The sequence below is a fragment of the Delftia sp. WSY_16 genome (assembly GCF_043104415.1).
GTDB classification, from domain to species: domain Bacteria; phylum Pseudomonadota; class Gammaproteobacteria; order Burkholderiales; family Burkholderiaceae_C; genus Comamonas; species Comamonas tsuruhatensis.
On sequence record NZ_JBICKS010000040.1, the window covers coordinates 275,666 to 293,295 of the forward strand.

The following is a 17,630-nucleotide window of genomic DNA, read 5'->3' on the forward strand; positions in this document are numbered from 1 at the left end:
CGGGCGTCGCCGGCGCTTCAGATGCAGGCGGGCAACAAAAAAGCACCCGGCGGGTGCTTTTCTGGGGTCTGGCGCATGGCCTGCGTCATTCAGCCAGTGCTGCCAGGGCGCGCTGGGTGATGTCTTCCACCGAGCCCAGGCCGCTGATGGCGCGGTACTTGGGGGCTGCTGCGGCTTCCTTCTCGGCCCAGGCGCGGTAGTAGTCCACCAGTGGGCGGGTCTGGCTGCTGTAGACGTCCAGGCGCTTCTTGACCGTTTCTTCCTTGTCGTCCTCGCGCTGCACCAGCGGCTCGCCGGTCACGTCGTCCAGGCCTTCGACCTTGGGCGGGTTGAACGTGACGTGGTAGGTGCGGCCCGAAGCGGGGTGGGAGCGGCGGCCGCTCATGCGCTCGATGATGGCATCGAAGGGCACATCGATCTCGAGCACGTAGTCCAGCTTCACGCCGGCGGCCTTCATGGCGTCGGCCTGGGGAATGGTGCGGGGAAATCCGTCGAACAGGAAGCCGTTGGCGCAATCGGGCTGGGCAATGCGCTCCTTGACCAGATTGATGATCAGGTCGTCGCTGACCAGTTGGCCGGCGTCCATCACGGCCTTGGCCTGCTGGCCCAGGGGCGTGCCGGCCTTGACGGCGGCACGCAGCATGTCACCGGTGGAGATCTGGGGAATGCCGTACTTCTGGCAGATGAAAGCGGCTTGCGTGCCTTTGCCGGCGCCGGGTGCGCCCAACAAAATCAGTTTCATGGAAGTCCTTGAGGAGAGTAGAAATTCTTGTCTGCCGGATCGGCCCACCGGGGCGGACAGTCCATGCGTCATATTTTTGTCGCGGGCAAGGATAGCACGCACAGGGCCAACACTGGCTTACACGCACGGGGCAAAACTGTCGCCTGTGCAATCGCCAAAACCTGCGTTTTGCTGTCCGACAAAACCGCATGGGCGGTGTTGCTGCAAATGGCGATGCCCGGCATCGCCATTTGTGCGTTTTCAGCGGCCGGCCGATTCAGGCCGGCGGGTTGGACAGCTGGGCGCGCACCCGCTCCAGATCCTCGCGCGTGTCCACGCCAGGGCCGGGTGCATGGGGTGTGACATGGACGGCGATGCGGTGGCCGTGCCACAGCGCACGCAACTGCTCCAGGGCCTCCAGTGCCTCGGTGGGTGCCTGGGAAAGCTGGGGGAAGCTGCGCAGGAAGCCGGCGCGATAGCTGTAGATGCCGATGTGGCGCAGCGGTGCGAAGCCGGGGTGGCCCAACGCTGCCGATGCCGTCTCCCACCATGCCTGGTCCGCATGCTCGCGTGCGAAGGGAATGGGCGCACGGCTGAAATAGTGGGCCATGCCCTGGGCATCGCAGACGACCTTGACCACGTTCGGGTTGACGAAGTCGGCAAGGCTGTCAATGGCATGCGCCGCTGTTCCCATGCTGGCCGAAGGTTGCCGGGGCAGCAGGGCGGCCACGGCGTCGATGAGTTCGGGGGCGATCAGCGGCTCGTCGCCCTGGACATTGACCACGATGTCATCGCCATCGAGACCCAGCAGCGCGCAGGCCTCGGCCAGTCGGTCGCTGCCGCTGGCATGGTCGTTGCACGTGAGCACGGCCGCCACGCCATGCGCGGCACAGGCGGCGAGGATGCTTTCGTCATCGGCTGCGACCACGCACCGTGCGGCGCCGCTGCGGCTGGCGCGCTGTGCCACGCGCACGACCATGGGAAGCCCTGCAATGTCGGCCAGGGGCTTGCCCGGCAGGCGGCTGGAAGACAGGCGGGCGGGAATCAGAACCGTGAAGGGCGCGGAGGACATGGTGCGTGCAGGAGTGAGGCGAAGGCGTGGGGCGGCGCAGGTGATGGGAAAAATCAGTCCTCGATCTCGTCGTCGTCCAGCGTGCGGGCCTCGGTTTCCAGCAGCACGGGAATGCCGTCGCGCACCGGGTAGGCCAGGCGCGCGCTGCGCGAGACCAGTTCCTGGTGCTCGCGGTCAAAGCGCAGCGGGCCTTTGGTGACGGGGCAGACCAGCAGTTCGAGAAGTTTGGCGTCCATGGCGGATCCTGTGTTTTGAAGGGAAAGGGCGGGCCGTGGCAGCCAGCCGAGACGGAGATGATAGTCAGGCGGGGCAGGGGCGCAGTGCCTGCAGCCGCTCATCCAGCAGCGCCCAGAAATCCGCCGGCAGCTGCAATTGCAGCGCAACCGCCCAGGCCTGGGGATGGGTGCGCCACAGCTTGACGGCATCTTTTTCGGTGCAGACCAGCGGGTCTTCGTTGCGCCCCAGGCGCTGGAAGCTCTCAAAATTATAGTGATCCGGCAGCGCCTGGACATGCTCCAGCGTCAGGCCTTGCTCGCGGGTCAGCATGGAGAAAAAGCCTTCGGGCCGGGCCACTGCCGCCACGGCCTCCACGGGCTGCGCACGCAGGGCGGACAGTGCGATGCGCTCGCCTTGGGCATTGACGGCTTCGCTGGACAGCTGGCGCTGCATGGCAAACGCGGGGGCATCGGTGTCGGGGGCTGCGCCTGCATGCAGCACGGCGGTGACGGGGCGCGGCCAGGGCTCGCGCAGCGGGCCGGCCGGCAGCAGCCAGCCGTTGCCGATGCCGTCGTCATTGAAGACGCACAGCTCGATGTCGCGGGCCAGGGCCAGGTGCTGCAGGCCGTCGTCGCTGATGACCACATCCACCTGCGGGTGGCGGGCGCGCAGGGCCTGGACGGCCTCGATGCGCTTGCGGGCCACGAAGACCGGCACGCCGCTGGCACGCGCCAGCAGCGCGGGCTCGTCACCCACGTCGGCGGGGGCGCTGTCAGGACGGGCTTCGCGGCAGTCGTCCGTGCTGCGACCATAGCCGCGCGAGACGATGCCGGGACTCCAGCCGCCATCGCGCAGATGGCGGGCCAGGGCGAGCGTGACGGGGGTCTTTCCGGCGCCGCCCGCAATCACGTTGCCGACGACGATGACCGGAATGCCGGCCTGGCCCCCACGCCTGAAGCCCAGTGCATATGGCAGCCGATGCAGGCCCAGCAGGGCACGGTACAGCAGGGACAGGGGAAGGAGCGCGCAGGCCAGCGGACCGCGGCGGCGCCAGGCCGCGCGAAGCCCCCGGGCTGAGGGCGCAGGACCAGTCCGGGGCATGGCGGCCTTGACTTCAGCGCCCGGCGCTGGCCGAGGTCTGCGTGGCGAAGGTGATCTGGGACAGTCCGGCGCGGCGCGAGGCTTCCATCACCGATACCACGGACTGGTGCGGCGCAGTGGCATCGGCGCTGATGATGACCACGCTGTCCTTGCCGGCGACGGCCGCTGCGGCCAGCGCCTGGGTCAGGCCGGTGACGCTGCGGTCTTCCACGGCGGTCTTGTTGATGGCATAGCGGCCATCGGCTGCGATGGCGACGATGATTTCGCGGGGCCGGTCGCGCTGCTGCTCGACGTCGGCCACCGGAAGGGTCAGCTGCAGCTCGGTGAACTTGCTGTAGGTGGTGGACAGCATCAGAAAGATCAGCACCACCAGCAGCACGTCGATGAACGGGATCAGGTTGATCTCGGGCTCGTCACGGCGGCGGGGACGGAAGTTCATGTCAGGTCTCTCGCGTGCTGGTTCACTTGCCGCCGACGCGGGTGAGGTGGCGCACGAACTGTTCGGAAGCCAGCTCCATGCCCAGCAGATAGCCGTCGACGCGGGCGCGGAAGTAGCGCCAGAAGATCAGGGCCGGAATGGCGACGATCAGGCCGAAGGCCGTGTTGTACAGGGCGATGGAGATGCCGGCCGCCAGCTGGGCGGGGTTGCTGCCGCCGGTGGCCGATGCGCCGCCTTGCGAGCCGAAGATCTCGATCATGCCGATCACCGTGCCCAGCAGGCCCAGCAAAGGGGCGGCAGAGGCGATGGTGGCCAGCGCGCTCAGGTGCTTTTCCAGCGTGTGGGCGGCGGCGCGGCCGGCGCCTTCCATGGACGCGCGCAGCTCTTCCTCGCTGCTGTCCGGATGGGCCTGCAGTGCGCGCAGCCCGCTGGCCAGGACCTCGCCCAGCGTGGAGTTCTGTGCCAGTTGCTGCACGACTTCCTGACTGGGCAGGCCGCGCGAGGACACGGAAATCGCCTCGCCCAACAGGGCAGGCGGCGCAACACGGGCTGTTTTCAGCGCCACGAAGCGTTCAAAGACCAGGGCCAGAGCCAGGATGGAGCAGGCAATCAGTGGCCAGATCGGCCAGCCTGCGGCTTGTATGATCGACAGCAAGTTGTTTTCCCCCCGCGTTTAACTGCAGCCGACGATTATGGCCCAGCCATGTGGCCGGTCCAGGCGTCCCGGCTGCGCGATCGGCCTAAAACTGTGACCGGGCGCAGCATCCAGGCAACGGGCGGTGTCCCGGTTTCTGGCCTCGGGCTTGCTCATATAGCACAATTTTCTGTGGATAACTTTGTTATCAAGCTGCCTGCGCAGATGCGGCGGCGACGGCGAATGACCACTGTGACAAATGTGAATTCTTTGTTTCAGTAAAAAATCTCTTATTAATCAAATGCTTGCGAGGTATTCTTGAGATTGCTTGTGCAAATCATCGCCAAAGTGCCTCTTCAAGGCTGCATCTGCCGGCCTGTGGAGAATGTTGCACTGCATGCTGACCGGGAGCCCGCATGAGCGGTGCATTTGGCGCAATGAATCCAGCAGCGGCGCCGCTGGTCTGGGAAGTCGGCGCGCTGTGCCGCGCCGTGAGCGATGCCTTGCAGGCGCGCTTCAATCCGGTGGCGGTGCGCGGCGAGATCAGCGGCTTCTCGCGCGCGGCCAGCGGCCATTGCTACTTCAGCATCAAGGACGCCGGCGGGCAGATCCGCTGCGCCATGTTCCGGCGCGCGGCCCAGCTCATGGACTTTTCGCCGCGCGATGGCGAGCTGGTCGAGTTGCGGGGCCGGCTGGGTGTCTACGAGCAGCGCGGTGATCTGCAACTGGTCGTCGAAAGCATGCAGCGTGCAGGCCAGGGCGCACTGTTCGAGCAGTTCCTGCGGCTGAAGGCGCAGCTGGAGGCCGAAGGCCTCTTCGATGCGGCGCGCAAGCGCAGCCTGCCGCCGCTGCCGCGCGGCATTGGCGTGGTGACTTCGCCGGGGGCTGCCGCGCTGCACGACGTGATCACCGCGCTGCGCCGCCGCGTGCCCCACATCCCCGTGGTGCTGGTGCCGGCCCTGGTGCAGGGCGCGCAGGCACCGGCCTCGCTGATCGACGCGCTGCAAAGGCTTTATGGGCTGGCGCAGGAAGGCGCGGGATCGGTGGCCGGCGCGCCGCACATCGACACCATCTTGCTGGTGCGCGGCGGCGGCTCCATCGAAGACCTCTGGGCCTTCAATGACGAGCGCCTGGCCCGCACCATCGTGCAAAGCCCGGTGCCGCTGATCAGCGGCGTGGGGCACGAGACCGACTTCACCATTGCCGACTTCTGCGCCGACCTGCGCGCGCCCACGCCCACGGCGGCGGCAGAGTTGGTGAGCCAACCGCGCGAAGTCTGGCTGGGTGCGCTGCAGCTCATGCAGGGCCGGCTGGAGGACGGGGTGCAACGGCTGCTGGACCGCCAGCAGCAGCGCCTTGACCTGGCGTCGCAGCGCCTGGGCCGGCCCAGCGAACAGCTGGCGCGCAGCCGGCTGCAGCTCAGCCGCCAGGCGCAGCGCCTGCGCCATGCCATGCAGTTGAGGCTGCAGCGCATGGACCACGCGGGGCAGGGCCTGCAGGCGCAGCTGCCTGCGGGCATGCGCCGCGGCCTGGACAGGCGCGCGGACCACCTGGCGCGCATGGAGCTTCGCCTGCAACTGCTGGACCCGCGCCTGGTGCTGCAGCGCGGCTATGCCCTGCTCACCGATACCGAGGGCCATCCCGTGACCGAGGCGCGCCGTGCGCTACCGGGCACGGCGCTGCAGGCGCAACTGGCGGACGGCAGCCTGGACCTGGTGGTGACGCAGCCGCGCCTGCTCTGAACTGCGGCCCGCTGTGTGCAGCGTTCGGCGTGCAGGGAGTGGCGGGCGGCAGGCGGTATCCGTGTAGGCCGATTGGCCGGATTGCGGTCAATTCACATCCACCCTCGCGGCAGCGGGCCAAGATGGCCGATTTGGAGCGCGCTTTCGCCGCAGGGTCACGAACTTGTTCCTACAATGCCCGTTCGGGTGCGTGAGGGCCAGGGCTCGCAGCAATGCGCGCAATGCAGGCCCCGCGCGACGGTCACGGCAGGCGCTGCATGCGCTCTGCGCAACAGGTGCTGGCCCGTCCTAAAAGATTTCAACCACGAAGGAAACACCATGGAACATACCTTGCCCCCTCTGCCCTATGCGATTGACGCGCTGGCGCCCCACTACAGCCAGGAAACGCTGGAGTACCACCATGGCAAGCACCACAACGCCTATGTGGTGAACCTGAACAATCTGCAAAAGGGCACCGAATTCGAAAGCATGACCCTGGAAGAGATCGTCAAGAAGTCTTCCGGCGGCATCTACAACAACGCAGCCCAGATCTGGAACCACACCTTCTTCTGGAACTGCATGGCCCCCAACGGTGGCGGCGAGCCCACCGGCGCCCTGGCTGACGCCATCAACAAGAAGTGGGGCAGCTATGCCGCCTTCAAGGAAGCCTTCGTGAAGTCGGCCGTGGGCAACTTCGGCTCCGGCTGGACCTGGCTGGTGAAGAAGGCCGACGGTTCGGTGGACATCGTCAACACCGGCGCCGCCGGCACGCCCCTGACCACGCAAGACAAGGCCCTGCTGACCGTGGACGTCTGGGAACACGCCTACTACATCGACTACCGCAACCTGCGTCCCAAGTTCGTCGAGACCTTCCTCGACAAGCTGGTGAACTGGAAGTTTGCCGAGCAGAACTTCGCCTGATCGAAGCAGCTGCCAGCAATGTGCACGCGCAACGTGCACGCAGCGCCCAAAAAGCCCCGAAAGGGGCTTTTTGGCTTTCTGGCTGAGGCCGGGGTGCCGCCGTTCAGCGGCGCTGACCGCGCAGCCGCCACCCCGTCCACAGCGCCGTGCACACCAGCAGCAGCGTGGCGCCGGCGATCACGGCGCTGAAACCCTGGCCGAAGGCCGTGCGTGCCAGTTCGGTCAACTGGTGCGCGGCCTGAGGCCTCAGCTGTTCGGCGGCCAGCAGGGCTTCGTCCAGGCTGTCGCGCACGGAATCGGGCAGGGCCAGGCCCAGCCCCTCAGGCAGGCGCAAAGAGCCTGCGTACACGGCCGACAGCAGGCTGCCCATCAGCGTCACGCCCAGGGCGCCGCCCAGCTCGTATGACACCTCCTCGACCGAAGCCGCCATGCCTGCACGGTCTGCGGGAGCGCTTTGCATGATGGTGCTCGACGCCGTGGTCATGGCCGCGCCTATGCCCAGGCCCAGCAGGGCCAGCGCTGCCGCCTGCGGCCACCAGCCCATGTCATGGACCAGCAGGTAGCCGCCCATGCCCAGGCCCGACAGCAACAGGGAGGCCGGCAGCATGCGGGCCCCACCCACTCGCGGCAGCCAGTGGCCTGCGACGGGGCCGGCAACAAAGGCGGCCAGCGGCAGCGGCAGCACGGCCAGGCCCGCCTGCAGCGGAGACAGGCCCTGCACCAGTTGCAGGCGCTGGCTGAAGACCAGTTCCATGCCGATCAGCGCTGCCGCTGCCACCAGGGCCGAGGCCACGGCCGTGGCAAAGGCCGGGTTGCGGAACAGGGCGAAGTCCAGCAGCGGGTCGCTGCTGCGCCGCTGGCGCCGCACGAACAGGGCAAGAAAGCCCAGGCCCAGCACCAGGACCACGGCGGCCAGGGCCCAGTCGGGCGATTGCTTGCCAGCCTCCTTGATCGCGTAGGTGCTTGCCACCAGGCCTGCCATGACCTGCAGCGAGCCCACAAAGTCCCAGGGCCGCTGCGAGGTGGCGCCGCCTGCGGGAATCAGCCACCAGGCCAGGGGCAGGGCCAGCAGCACGATGGGCACGTTGATCAGGAACACCGAGCCCCACCAGAAATACTCCAGCAGCAGCCCGCCTACCACGGGGCCGAAGGCCGCACCGCCCGATGCCACCGAGGCCCAGATGCCGATGGCCAGCGCGCGCTCGCGCTCATCGGCAAAGCTCAGGCGGATCAGGGACAGCGTGGCCGGCATCATCATGGCCGCGCCCACGCCCAGCAGCGCGCGCGCCGCAATCAGCAGGGCGGGCGAGGGCGCAAAGGCCGCGCACAGCGATGCCAGGCCGAACACGCACAGCCCGGCCATGAACAGCCGCTTGTGGCCGAGCCTGTCGCCCAGCGTGCCCATGCCCAGCAGCAGGCCGGAAACCACCAGGGCATAGATATTGACGATCCACAGCTTGGCGGAGGCCGTGGCCGCCAGGTCATGCGTGAGGCGCGGCAGTGCCGTGTAGAGCACCGTCATGTCGATGACGATGAGCAGCAGCGCCACCGAGACGATGGCCAGCACCAGCCAGCGGCGCGGGTCGGCCGCCAGAGATTTGGAGGGATGCCCCGCAGCGGGGACCCGGGTTTGCGTCGTGAACGCCATAAAGCACCTGTTTGCCCCTGGCCTTGTGGGCCGGAGCTTCCTTTGGATGAAAGCGGCAGTTTCCATCAATAAAATGCTTTATCAAAGTTTGATTCAATCCATAAAATTGATAGATGGAATGGACACTGGACAGACTGAGGCATTTCGTGGCGGTGGCCGAGGCCGGCACCATGACCGAGGCTGCGCGCCGCCTGGGCCGTGCGCAATCGGCCGTGAGCACGGCCATCGGCCTGCTGGAGGCCGATCTGGGGCTGGAGCTGTTCGACCGTGTGGGACGCCATGTGCGGCTCACGGCCGCAGGCGAGGTCATGCTGCTGGAGGCCCGGTCCCTGCTGCACCAGGCCCAGGCCATGGACCACCGCGCACGCGCCCTGGCCGCAGGCGGGCAGGCGCGCCTGGCCGTTGCGCTGGACGAGGCATTGCCCTATGTGCCGCTGGCCCAGCTGTTCAAGGAGCTGGCGGCACGCTTTCCGGCCATGGAGCTGACCGTGCTGAACGGCACGGCCTCCGAAGTGGCCGAGCATGTGGCGGCGCAGCGCGCCCAGGTCGCCTTCCAGTTCGACCGAGCGCCTGCGCCGGCCACCTGTGCCCAGCGCCATATCGGCAGCGTGCCGCAGACCATTTGCGTGGCCAAGGGCCATGTGCTCGATGGCGCAGAGCCCTTGACGCGCAGGCAGCTGGCCGCGCACCGCCAGTTGCTGATGCACATCGAGGGCGTGGAGGACACCGTGCTCAGTCCCGCCGTCTGGCGCTCCAACAGCTTCTATGTGATTGCCGACATGGTGGCCGACGGCCTGGGCTGGGCCATCCTGCCAGTCAATATTGCCGAGTTCGGCGATCTGCGCCCGCATCTGCGGCAACGCGCCTGCGAGGGGCTGGCGCTGCCGCCGCTGACCGTGCGCATGCTCTGGCTGGAAGGGCTGGCGCCCGGGGTCGAAGCGCTGTGGATGCGCCAGCGCCTGGCCGAGCTGCTGGCCTTGATGGCCACGGCCTGAGCGGTCTGGGCTGGCGCGGGCGTTGGGGCCGTGTTCAGGTGCAGGCAGCGGCTGCGTCTTCGGCAGGCGGGCTCTCTTTCGCTCGTGCCTGGCGTGCGGCCAGCACGCCCAGGGTCCACATGACAGCACCGGCCAGCAGCGCCACCACGAAGGAGATGCGCGCGCCCCACAGGTCGGTGGCCCAGCCGGCGGCGGCCGCGCCCAGGGCCACGCCCATGGCAATGCCGGTCAGCAGCCAGGTCATGCCTTCGGTCAGGCGCTGGGTCGGCACCTGCTGCTCCACCAGGCCCATGGCCACGGTGATGGTCGGGCCGAAGGTAATGCCGGCCAGCAGCACGGCCAGGGTCAGCGTGAACACATTGGTGGCCAGCAGCAGGGGCACGGCCGTGATGCAGACCGAGGCGCCCACCCAGGCGATCTGGCGGTGCAGCGGCGCCTTCAGGCGCAGCGTGCCGAACACCAGTCCCATCACGCAGGAGCCCAGCGCATAGAACGAGAGCACGATGCTGGCCGCCGCCGGCTGGCCCTGCTGCGTGGCAAAGGCCACGCTGGCCACGTCGATGGTGCCCACGATGATGCCCTGGGCCAGCATGAACAGCGCCAGCGTGCGCACCACGGGATGGCGGGCCAGCGATTGCTGGCGCGTGCGCCGCTGCGATGTGTCCACGGGTGGCTCTGTACGGCGCTGGGCCACGAACAGCGCCACGCCCACCAGCAGCAGCAAGGAGGCGGCCAGCGGCCCGGCCTCGGGGAAGAGCACCATGCTCAGGCCGACCGACAGGGGCGGGCCGACGATGAAGCAGACATCGTCCAGCACGGCCTCCAGCGCATAGGCCGTCTGCAGTTGTGGCGTGCCGCGCAGCAGCACGGTCCAGCGCGCACGCACCATGGCCGGCATGCTGGGCAGGGCACCCACCAGCGCTGCCAGCACCAGCAGCAGCCACTCCGGTCCCTGCCAATGCGCGCAGGCCAGCAGCGCAAACATGGCGGCAGCACTCACGGCCGCTGCCCAGGGCAGGACCTTGCGCTGGCCATGGCGGTCCACCAGGGCCGAGATGCGGGGCGCCAGCACCGCGATGGACAGCGCAAAGCAGGCAGCGACCGCGCCGGCCAGCGTGTAGGCGCCGCGCTGCTGGGACAGCATGGTGATCAGGCCGATGCCCGTCATGGAAAGGGGCAGGCGGGCCAGGAGACCGGCCAGCACAAAGGCGGCCGTGCCGGGCCGGGTGAACAGCTGGCGGTAGGCGTGGAGCATGGAAACCTCGGAAAAACGGACAGGCCGCTGCAATCACATACGCGGCGTATGTCAGCGATTCTACGGGCTGCCCGTGACGCGCCGTATCATTGGCATACGTTTTGTATGTGAATGGAGTGCGCCATGCGCAAAAGCCGGGCCAGCATGATCGAGGAGACACGCGCCAAGCTCATCGAGGCTGCGCGCGAGGCCTTTGGCAGCCAGGGCTATGCCCAGGCCTCCATGGACGAACTGACGGCCAAGGCCGGCCTGACGCGCGGCGCGCTGTACCACCATTTCGGCGGCAAGCCGGGCCTGCTGGCCGCCGTGGTGGCGCAGATGGATGCCGAAATGGACGCGCGCCTTGAGCAGGTGCTGGCCGACCATGCAGATCCATGGGAGGGGTTCCTGGCCTACTGCCGTGCCTACCTGGCCATGGCGCAGGAGGGCGAGATACGCCGCATCGTGCTGCAGGATGCGCGCGCCGTGCTGACGGGCACGGACCAGGGCGAGCAGCACCGTGCCTGCATCGCCTTCGTGGCCGGCTACCTGGAGCAGCTCATGGAGCGCGGCGTGATCGTGCGTGCCAATCCGCTGGCCATGTCGCGCCTGCTCAATGGCTGCCTGGTGGAGTCGGCATTCTGGATTGCCGAGGAAGGGGCACCCCCCGAACGCCTGCAGCAGGCGCTGCAGGCGCTGGAGTTGACGCTCAAGGGGTGGAAGGCGTCGGCGAGGGGCTGAGCGGCTGAGCGGTGCTGCGCCAGCCCGCCCTCGCTCGTGCTTCACTCGTACTTCTTTTCCAGCGCGTCCCAGAACGGCTTGTTGACCAGGCGCTGGCGCTCGGCAAAGGGGGCGACCACAGCGGGGTTCTCGTCCACCCTGCGCTCGTTGCGCAGCTGGCCCAGCGCCTTTTGCATGCCGGCCACGGCGCCTTGCAGCGCAGCATTGGCATACAGCACCAGGCCATAGCCCAGGTCTGCCAGCTCGCCCGCGTCGGTGATGGGCGTCTTGCCTCCGATCACCATGTTCATCAGCTGCGGCGTGGACAGGCGCTGGGGCAGGGCGCGGATTTCTTCGGCCTGGGTCACGGCCTCCACGAAGAGGATGTCGGCTCCCGCCTCGGCAAAGCGCTGGGCGCGCTCGACGGCAGCCTCGAAGCCCTGCGTGGCGCAGGCATCGGTGCGCGCCATGATCAGCGTGCCCTGGTCGCGGCGCGCGTCCACGGCGGCCTTGATCTTGCCCAGCATTTCCTCGGTGGAAATCACTTCCTTGCCATTGAAATGGCCGCAGCGCTTGGGGCTGATCTGGTCCTCGATCTGGATGCAGTCGGCGCCCGCGCGCTCCAGCGTGCGCACCGCATGGTAGGTGTTGAGCGCGTTGCCGAAGCCGGTGTCGGCATCGACGATCAGCGGCAGATCCACGGCGTCGCGGATGCGGGCCGTGTGGTCGGCGATGTCGGTCAGGCCCATGAAGGCCTGGTCGGGCAGGCCGAACCACATATTGGTCACGCCGGCGCCGGTCACATAGATGGCCTCGAAGCCGAGATCGGCCACGACGCGCGCGGACAGTGCGTTGAATGCGCCGGGCACGAGCACGCCGCGGCGCGCTTCGGCCAGGGCCTTGAGTTGTTGCTTGGTGTTCATGGAGGGTTCTGTCGGATGAGGAAAAGTGCTGCGCGGGTGGGCGCTCAGTCCAGCGTGATGTTGGCGTTCTTGATCACCGGGCCCCACTTGGCGCGCTCGGCCTCGATGAACTTTCCGTAGGCCTGGGGCGTGCCGCCCATGACCATGCCGCCCGTGTTCTCGATCATGGCGCGCACCTCCGCGTCCTTGAGGGCCTCGTTCACGGCCTTGTTCAGGCGCTCGATCACGGCCGGCGGCGTGCTGGCCGGCGCGATCATGCCCAGCCAGTTGTATGACTCGAAGCCCTTGATGCCCGCCTCATCCAACGTGGGCACGCCGGGCAGCACCTTCAGTCGCTGCTTGCTGGACACGGCCAGCGCCTTGACCTTGTCGCCCTGGATGGCGGGCAGGGCCGCATAGCCCATCTCGAACATGAAGGCCAGGTGGCCGCCCATCAGGTCGGTGGCCGCCAGCGCGCCGCCCTTGTAGGGCACATGGACCAGTTCCGTGCGCGTCTGGAAGGCCAGCAGCTCGCCCGACAGGTGGTGGGCACCGCCCACGCCCGACGATCCATAGGTCAGCGTGCCGGGCTTGGCCTTGGCTGCCGCGACCAGTTCGGCCACGGTCTTGAACGGCTGGTTGGGCGCCGTGGTCAGGATCAGCGGCGCCTCTTCGATCAGGATGATGGGCTGCAGGTCGCGTGCGGCGTTGTAGGGCAGCTTTTTCATCAGCATGGGATTGGTCACCAGCGGACCCGGCGAGCCGAAACCGAAGGTATGGCCGTCCGTGGCCTTGGCGATGGCATCCGTGCCCGTCACGCCGCCCGCGCCGCCGCGGTTGTCGATCACGATGGGCTGGCCCAGGCTCTGGCCTATCTTGTCGGCGATCTTGCGGGCCCGCGTATCGGCAAAGCCGCCGGCCGCATAGGGCACGATGAGCTTGATGGGGCGCGAGGGCCAGGCATCTGCGCCCTGGGCCACGGCGGTGGTGGGGGCGGCGAGCAGGGCGGCAGCGGTGGCGATGGCGCTGAGGGCCAGGCCCATGCCCAGGCGGAGGGTGTTGCGGCGGGTATTCATGGTGTCTTGTCTCGGTTGGGATCGATGGTGATGGCGCAAGCGGTTCACTTTTCCTGCATGTTCGCGGCCTTGACGATCTCGCCCAGGCGCTTGCGTTCGGCGTCTGTGAACTTCACGAACTCGGCGCGCGTGCCACCGATGGGCTCGATGCCCAGGCCCTTGAGCTTTTCCACCGTGGCCGGCTCCTTCATGGCCTTGTCCACGGCGGCGGCCAGCTTGTCCAGGATGGCGGGCGGCGTTCCCTTGGGCGCATGGATGCCGGCCCAGTGCGCGATCTGCAGCTCGGCAAAGCCCTGCTCCACGGCGGTGGACAGCTGCGGATAGGCCGAGATGCGCTGCGTCCAGGTCGTGGCCAGGGCCTTGAACTTGCCTTCGTTGAGGATGTGGGGCAGGGCGATGATGCTGGCCTCCGACGTGCCCTCCACCTGCCCGCCCAGCACGGCCGTCGTGCTTTCCGATCCGCTCTTGTAGGGCACGGGCTGCAGCTGTGCGCCGTACTTCACGTTCAGCATCTCGGCCACGAAATGCGGCGTGCTGCCCGTGCCGGCCGTGGCGAAATTGAAGCCCTGGCCCTTCTTCGATGCCTCGACGAAATCGCGCAGGTTCTGGTAGGGCGCGTTCTTGGGAACCACGATCACGGACGGCGCCAGGCCGATCATGGCCACCGGAACCAGCGCATCGTCCTTGAACGGCATGGTCTTCTTGATCATGCTGTTGGAGATCACGCCAGCCGCGCTCACCAGCAGGGTGTAGCCGTCGGGCTGGGCCTTGGCCACGATGTCGGCGCCCACCGTGCCTCCCGCACCCGCGCGGTTGTCGACCACCACGGGCTGGCCCAGGATCCTGGACGCGCCTTCGGCAGCCGATCGTGCCATCAGGTCATTGGCGCCGCCTGCCGAGAACGGCACCACCAGGCGAATGGGGCGGGTGGGCCAGGCATCGGCGGCGCCGGCAGCCCGTGCAGCGACGGAGCAGGTCACGCCGGCCAGCGGCAGCGCGGCGGCAAGCAGGGTGGCCAGGGCGGTGCGGCGGGGCAGGCGGGATGGCTGGTTCATGGGGTCTCCTGGAAATGCTTGAAATGATTGAAACGCCTGCCCTGTTTGCAAGTGGCATGCCACCGGATCAAAGGGTAAACCCTTGATATCGCAAGTTGTTGATGTGAATGGGTTTTGTGATTCTTGAAAAGTCTGCTCTGCAGGTATTCACCGATTCGCCCGGTGCGGTGTTGCATGAATGAAATAATCGGTTGCATGAATGAATCAGTTGTGCCTTCCATGCATGCAACCCCTGCCGGCCCCCGCGCAGCCTGGCCGCGCGTCGTCACCGTGGGCCGCCATCGCATCGGCCGCGTGCTGGAGCGCATGTCCCTGGCGGTGGGCGACCAGGTGCGTGTGGAGCATGTCAGCGCGGCCTTTGACGACGCTGTGCAGGCCGTGCGCGCGCTGCAGGCGGTCGAGCCCATAGACGCCCTGGTGGCCGCCGGCGCCAGTGGTGCCTGGGTGCGCGAGCATGTCGACATTCCCGTGGTCATGATCGAGGTGCGCGGCTTCGATCTGCTGCAGGCGCTGGCCAGCGCGCGGGAATTGGCGCAGGCGGGCGGCACGCCGCGCATCGGGCTGGTGTCGTTCGACCATCCCTCGCCGCACCTGGCCCAGTTCGACGCGCTGTTCGGCGCCGGCATTGCCCAGTTCAGCTATCACGGGCCCTACGATGCCCAGGCCTGCGTGCGTGCGCTGCAGGCCGCCGGCGTGGGCGCCGTCGTCGCGCCCGGTCTGGTGGCCGACCTGGCCGAGCAGGCTGGCATTCCCAGCGTGCTGCTGTACTCCGACGGTGCCGTGCTGCAGGCCCTGCGCGACGCCGTGCTGCTGGCCCGCCACCGCCATGCCGAGCGCGCCCGCCACCAGCGGCTGGAAACCGTGCTCGGCCAGTTGCAGGACGGCGTGGTTGCCGTGGACACGCAAGGCTGCATCCAGGCACTGAACCCCACCATGGCAGCCCTGCTGGGAGCGCCCGCCAGGGCGCTGCATGGCCGGCTGCTGGACGAGGTGGCGCCCGCGCTGGCGCTGGCACAGGCGCTGCAGTCGCAGTCCCTGGAGCCCGAAGGCAGTGAAGACGTGGTCCAGCTGGCCATGCGCACCCTGGTGGTACGGCGCGCGCCCATCGTGGAAAACGGCCAGCTCACGGGCGCCTTGCTGGTCTGCCGCGATCCCGCCACCATCCAGCGCGCCGACCGCCACCTGCGCGCCAACCGCAGCCTGCGCGGAGCGGGCGTGCGCTGGCGCATCGAAGACTACGCGGGCGACAGCGAGCCCGCCCAGCGCGTGCGCCGCCTGGCGCGCCAGTTCGCGGCCAGCGATGCCACCGTGCTCATCCAGGGCGACAGCGGCACGGGCAAGGAGTTGCTGGCCCAGGGCATGCACCGCGCCAGCCGGCGCGCCGCCCAGCCCTTTCTGGCGGTGAACTGCGCGGCCCTGGGGGAAAGCCTGCTGGAGAGCGAACTCTTCGGCTACGACGAAGGCGCTTTCACCGGCGCGCGGCGCGGCGGCAAGACCGGGCTGATCGAGGCGGCCCATACGGGCACCTTGTTCCTGGACGAGATCGGCGACATGCCGCTGGCCCTGCAGTCCCGCCTGCTGCGCGTGCTGCAGGAGCGCGAAGTGCTGCGCGTGGGCTCCACCACGCCCGTGCCGGTGGACCTGCGCGTCATCGCCGCCACGCACGCCGATCTGGCGGCCCTGGTCGAGCGCGGTGAATTCCGGCGTGACCTGTTCTACCGCCTGGCCGTGCTGCGCCTGGCCATGCCCGGACTGCACGAACGCGGCCCGGCCGATGTCCAGGCCTTGGCCCGCGCCATGCTGGCGCGGCGCCTGCCCACGCAGTCGCTGCAGGCGGAAGGGCCATCGCTGGAGCCCTTGCTGGCGGCCTTGCTGGAGCTGGCATCCGGCCACCGCTGGCCCGGCAATGCGCGAGAGCTGGACAACTGGGTGGAACGCCTGCTGGCCTGCCGCCACGACCTGCGCGACAGCGCGGGCCGCGTGGACATGGGCCGCTTGCGGGAGCTGTTTCCTGAATGCGACGGGGCTGGGCAGGGTACCGTTCAGGCCCTGCCAGCGCAGCAGCGGCAACTGCAACTGCGCGAGGCCCGGCGCGATGCCGAGCGCCAGCGCATGCGCGAAGTGCTGGAGCAGGTACAGGGCGACCAGCGCCGCGCCTGCGAGATCCTGGGCATCAGCCGGGCCACGCTGTGGCGCAGGCTCAGGGCGCCGGACTGATCAGGGTGCATGGCCACCCAGCCGCTCGGCCAGGAAATCCATCAGCACGCGCAGCTTCAGTGGCAGATGTCTGGTGGGCGGGTGAAGAATCCACAGCTGGCCGCTGTAGTTGGGCAGGAAGCTCCAGTCCGGCAGCACCTGCACGATGCGCCCGTCCGCCAGGGCCTGCCGTGCCGTGAAGCGGGGCAGGCTGGCGATGCCGATGTGCTGCAGCACGGCGTCCAGCCGCACACCGGTGTGGTTGGCCGCATAGCGCCCGCGCACGGCCACGGTGACGGTCTTGCCGTGGCCGCGCAGCTTCCAGTGCGCGTCGCCGGGCTCCTCTCCCAGGTAGATGCAGCTGTGGGCCTTGAGGTCCAGCGGATGCGCGGGCGTGCCGTGCCGGGCCAGGTACTGGGGCGAGGCGCACAGCAGATGGTCGATGTCCATCAGGTGGCGGCCCATGAGCCCTGGCGGCGGGTGGTTGGTGATGCGTATGGCCAGGTCCACGGGGTCATCGATCAGGTCCATGTAGCGGTCTTCCAGCCGCATTTGCACGTCGACCTCGGGATACAGGGCCAGGAAGTCGGGCATGTGGGGATGGACCACGGTACGGCCCACGGCCTTGGGCACGCTGATGCGCACCAGGCCGCGCGGCTGCGCGTCCTGAAGCAGGGATGCAGCCATGACGGCCTGCGCGGCGCCCACCATGTCCAGGCAGCGCGCATGCACTTCGCGGCCGGCCTCGCTCAGGCGCAGCTTGCGCGTGGTGCGTTCCAGCAGGCGCAGGCCCAGCGCCTTTTCCAGCCGCGCCACGCCCCGGCTGGTGGCCGATGGCGTGCTGCCCAACTGGCGCGCGGCCTCGGAGAAGCTGCCCGTGTCCACCACCTTGACGAAGATGGCCATTTCCCCGAACAGGGGCAGGGCTTGATTTGTGCTCATGGCGCAAAGAATATTTGGAATACCGGGGGATTATCGC

Annotated in this window: 17 protein-coding genes; 5 read left to right on the top strand and 12 right to left on the bottom strand. The window is 68.2% G+C overall.

Features of this window, described 5'->3' with window-relative positions; all coding sequences use genetic code 11:
• Positions 1–85: 85 nt before the first annotated feature.
• From adk to ACF8O7_RS20985, 6 genes are all read right to left on the bottom strand, one after another.
• Positions 86–742, bottom strand: coding sequence for an adenylate kinase (adk, locus tag ACF8O7_RS20960; protein ID WP_016445898.1), 657 nt, complete (start codon positions 740–742; stop codon positions 86–88).
• Positions 743–998: 256 nt separating this feature from the next.
• The gene (gene kdsB / locus ACF8O7_RS20965; protein WP_392444150.1) at positions 999–1,793 is read right to left on the bottom strand and encodes a 3-deoxy-manno-octulosonate cytidylyltransferase; all 795 of its coding nucleotides are present in this window, start codon (positions 1,791–1,793) and stop codon (positions 999–1,001) included.
• A 53-nt stretch (positions 1,794–1,846) separates the two neighbouring features.
• On the bottom strand, positions 1,847–2,029 hold the full coding sequence (locus tag ACF8O7_RS20970) for a Trm112 family protein (protein WP_016445900.1): 183 nt from the start codon (positions 2,027–2,029) through the stop codon (positions 1,847–1,849).
• Between the two features lie 64 nt (positions 2,030–2,093).
• Positions 2,094–3,110, bottom strand: a complete 1,017-nt coding sequence (gene lpxK, locus ACF8O7_RS20975; protein ID WP_392444152.1) for a tetraacyldisaccharide 4'-kinase — start codon at positions 3,108–3,110, stop codon at positions 2,094–2,096.
• A gap of 13 nt (positions 3,111–3,123) precedes the next feature.
• Entirely contained in the window at positions 3,124–3,549 is a 426-nt protein-coding gene (locus ACF8O7_RS20980; protein ID WP_012205405.1) for a biopolymer transporter ExbD, read from the bottom strand.
• A 22-nt stretch (positions 3,550–3,571) separates the two neighbouring features.
• Positions 3,572–4,204: a MotA/TolQ/ExbB proton channel family protein gene (locus ACF8O7_RS20985; RefSeq protein WP_016445902.1), complete on the bottom strand. Its 633-nt coding sequence runs from the start codon at positions 4,202–4,204 to the stop codon at positions 3,572–3,574.
• 395 nt (positions 4,205–4,599) lie between these two features.
• Between ACF8O7_RS20985 and xseA the strand changes: the two genes are divergently transcribed.
• Positions 4,600–5,925 (top strand): exodeoxyribonuclease VII large subunit, encoded by a 1,326-nt coding sequence (gene xseA / locus ACF8O7_RS20990; protein WP_392444154.1) that lies wholly within the window; start codon positions 4,600–4,602, stop codon positions 5,923–5,925.
• A gap of 318 nt (positions 5,926–6,243) precedes the next feature.
• Positions 6,244–6,825 (top strand): superoxide dismutase, encoded by a 582-nt coding sequence (locus ACF8O7_RS20995; protein ID WP_016445904.1) that lies wholly within the window; start codon positions 6,244–6,246, stop codon positions 6,823–6,825.
• Positions 6,826–6,928: 103 nt separating this feature from the next.
• On the opposite strand, the gene ACF8O7_RS21000 is transcribed toward ACF8O7_RS20995, so the two are convergent.
• Positions 6,929–8,473, bottom strand: a complete 1,545-nt coding sequence (locus ACF8O7_RS21000) for an MFS transporter (RefSeq protein WP_154834401.1) — start codon at positions 8,471–8,473, stop codon at positions 6,929–6,931.
• A 113-nt stretch (positions 8,474–8,586) separates the two neighbouring features.
• Here ACF8O7_RS21000 and ACF8O7_RS21005 point away from each other — a divergent pair, with 113 nt between their 5' ends.
• Positions 8,587–9,468, top strand: a complete 882-nt coding sequence (locus tag ACF8O7_RS21005; RefSeq protein WP_016445906.1) for a LysR family transcriptional regulator — start codon at positions 8,587–8,589, stop codon at positions 9,466–9,468.
• 34 nt (positions 9,469–9,502) lie between these two features.
• On the opposite strand, the gene ACF8O7_RS21010 is transcribed toward ACF8O7_RS21005, so the two are convergent.
• Positions 9,503–10,723, bottom strand: coding sequence for an MFS transporter (locus ACF8O7_RS21010; protein WP_392444156.1), 1,221 nt, complete (start codon positions 10,721–10,723; stop codon positions 9,503–9,505).
• A 123-nt stretch (positions 10,724–10,846) separates the two neighbouring features.
• Here ACF8O7_RS21010 and ACF8O7_RS21015 point away from each other — a divergent pair, with 123 nt between their 5' ends.
• Positions 10,847–11,443 (top strand): TetR/AcrR family transcriptional regulator, encoded by a 597-nt coding sequence (locus ACF8O7_RS21015; protein ID WP_392444158.1) that lies wholly within the window; start codon positions 10,847–10,849, stop codon positions 11,441–11,443.
• Positions 11,444–11,484: 41 nt separating this feature from the next.
• Here the strand turns inward: ACF8O7_RS21015 and ACF8O7_RS21020 are convergent, their stop codons facing one another.
• The 3 genes from ACF8O7_RS21020 to ACF8O7_RS21030 are packed head-to-tail and all read right to left on the bottom strand — an operon-like array spanning position 11,485 to position 14,455.
• Positions 11,485–12,345: an oxaloacetate decarboxylase gene (locus ACF8O7_RS21020; protein ID WP_016445909.1), complete on the bottom strand. Its 861-nt coding sequence runs from the start codon at positions 12,343–12,345 to the stop codon at positions 11,485–11,487.
• Between the two features lie 44 nt (positions 12,346–12,389).
• Positions 12,390–13,400 carry a Bug family tripartite tricarboxylate transporter substrate binding protein gene (locus ACF8O7_RS21025; RefSeq protein WP_392444160.1) on the bottom strand — a complete coding sequence of 337 codons (1,011 nt, stop codon included), beginning with the start codon at positions 13,398–13,400 and terminating at the stop codon, positions 12,390–12,392.
• Between the two features lie 44 nt (positions 13,401–13,444).
• Positions 13,445–14,455, bottom strand: coding sequence for a tripartite tricarboxylate transporter substrate binding protein (locus ACF8O7_RS21030; protein WP_017405022.1), 1,011 nt, complete (start codon positions 14,453–14,455; stop codon positions 13,445–13,447).
• 219 nt (positions 14,456–14,674) lie between these two features.
• On the opposite strand from ACF8O7_RS21030, the gene prpR reads away from it, so the two are divergent.
• Positions 14,675–16,672, top strand: coding sequence for a propionate catabolism operon regulatory protein PrpR (gene prpR / locus ACF8O7_RS21035; protein WP_392444162.1), 1,998 nt, complete (start codon positions 14,675–14,677; stop codon positions 16,670–16,672).
• Here the strand turns inward: prpR and ACF8O7_RS21040 are convergent, their stop codons facing one another.
• A complete protein-coding gene (locus ACF8O7_RS21040) occupies positions 16,673–17,593 on the bottom strand; it encodes a LysR family transcriptional regulator (protein WP_126312829.1) in 921 nt (306 codons plus the stop codon).
• Positions 17,594–17,630 lie beyond the last annotated feature (37 nt).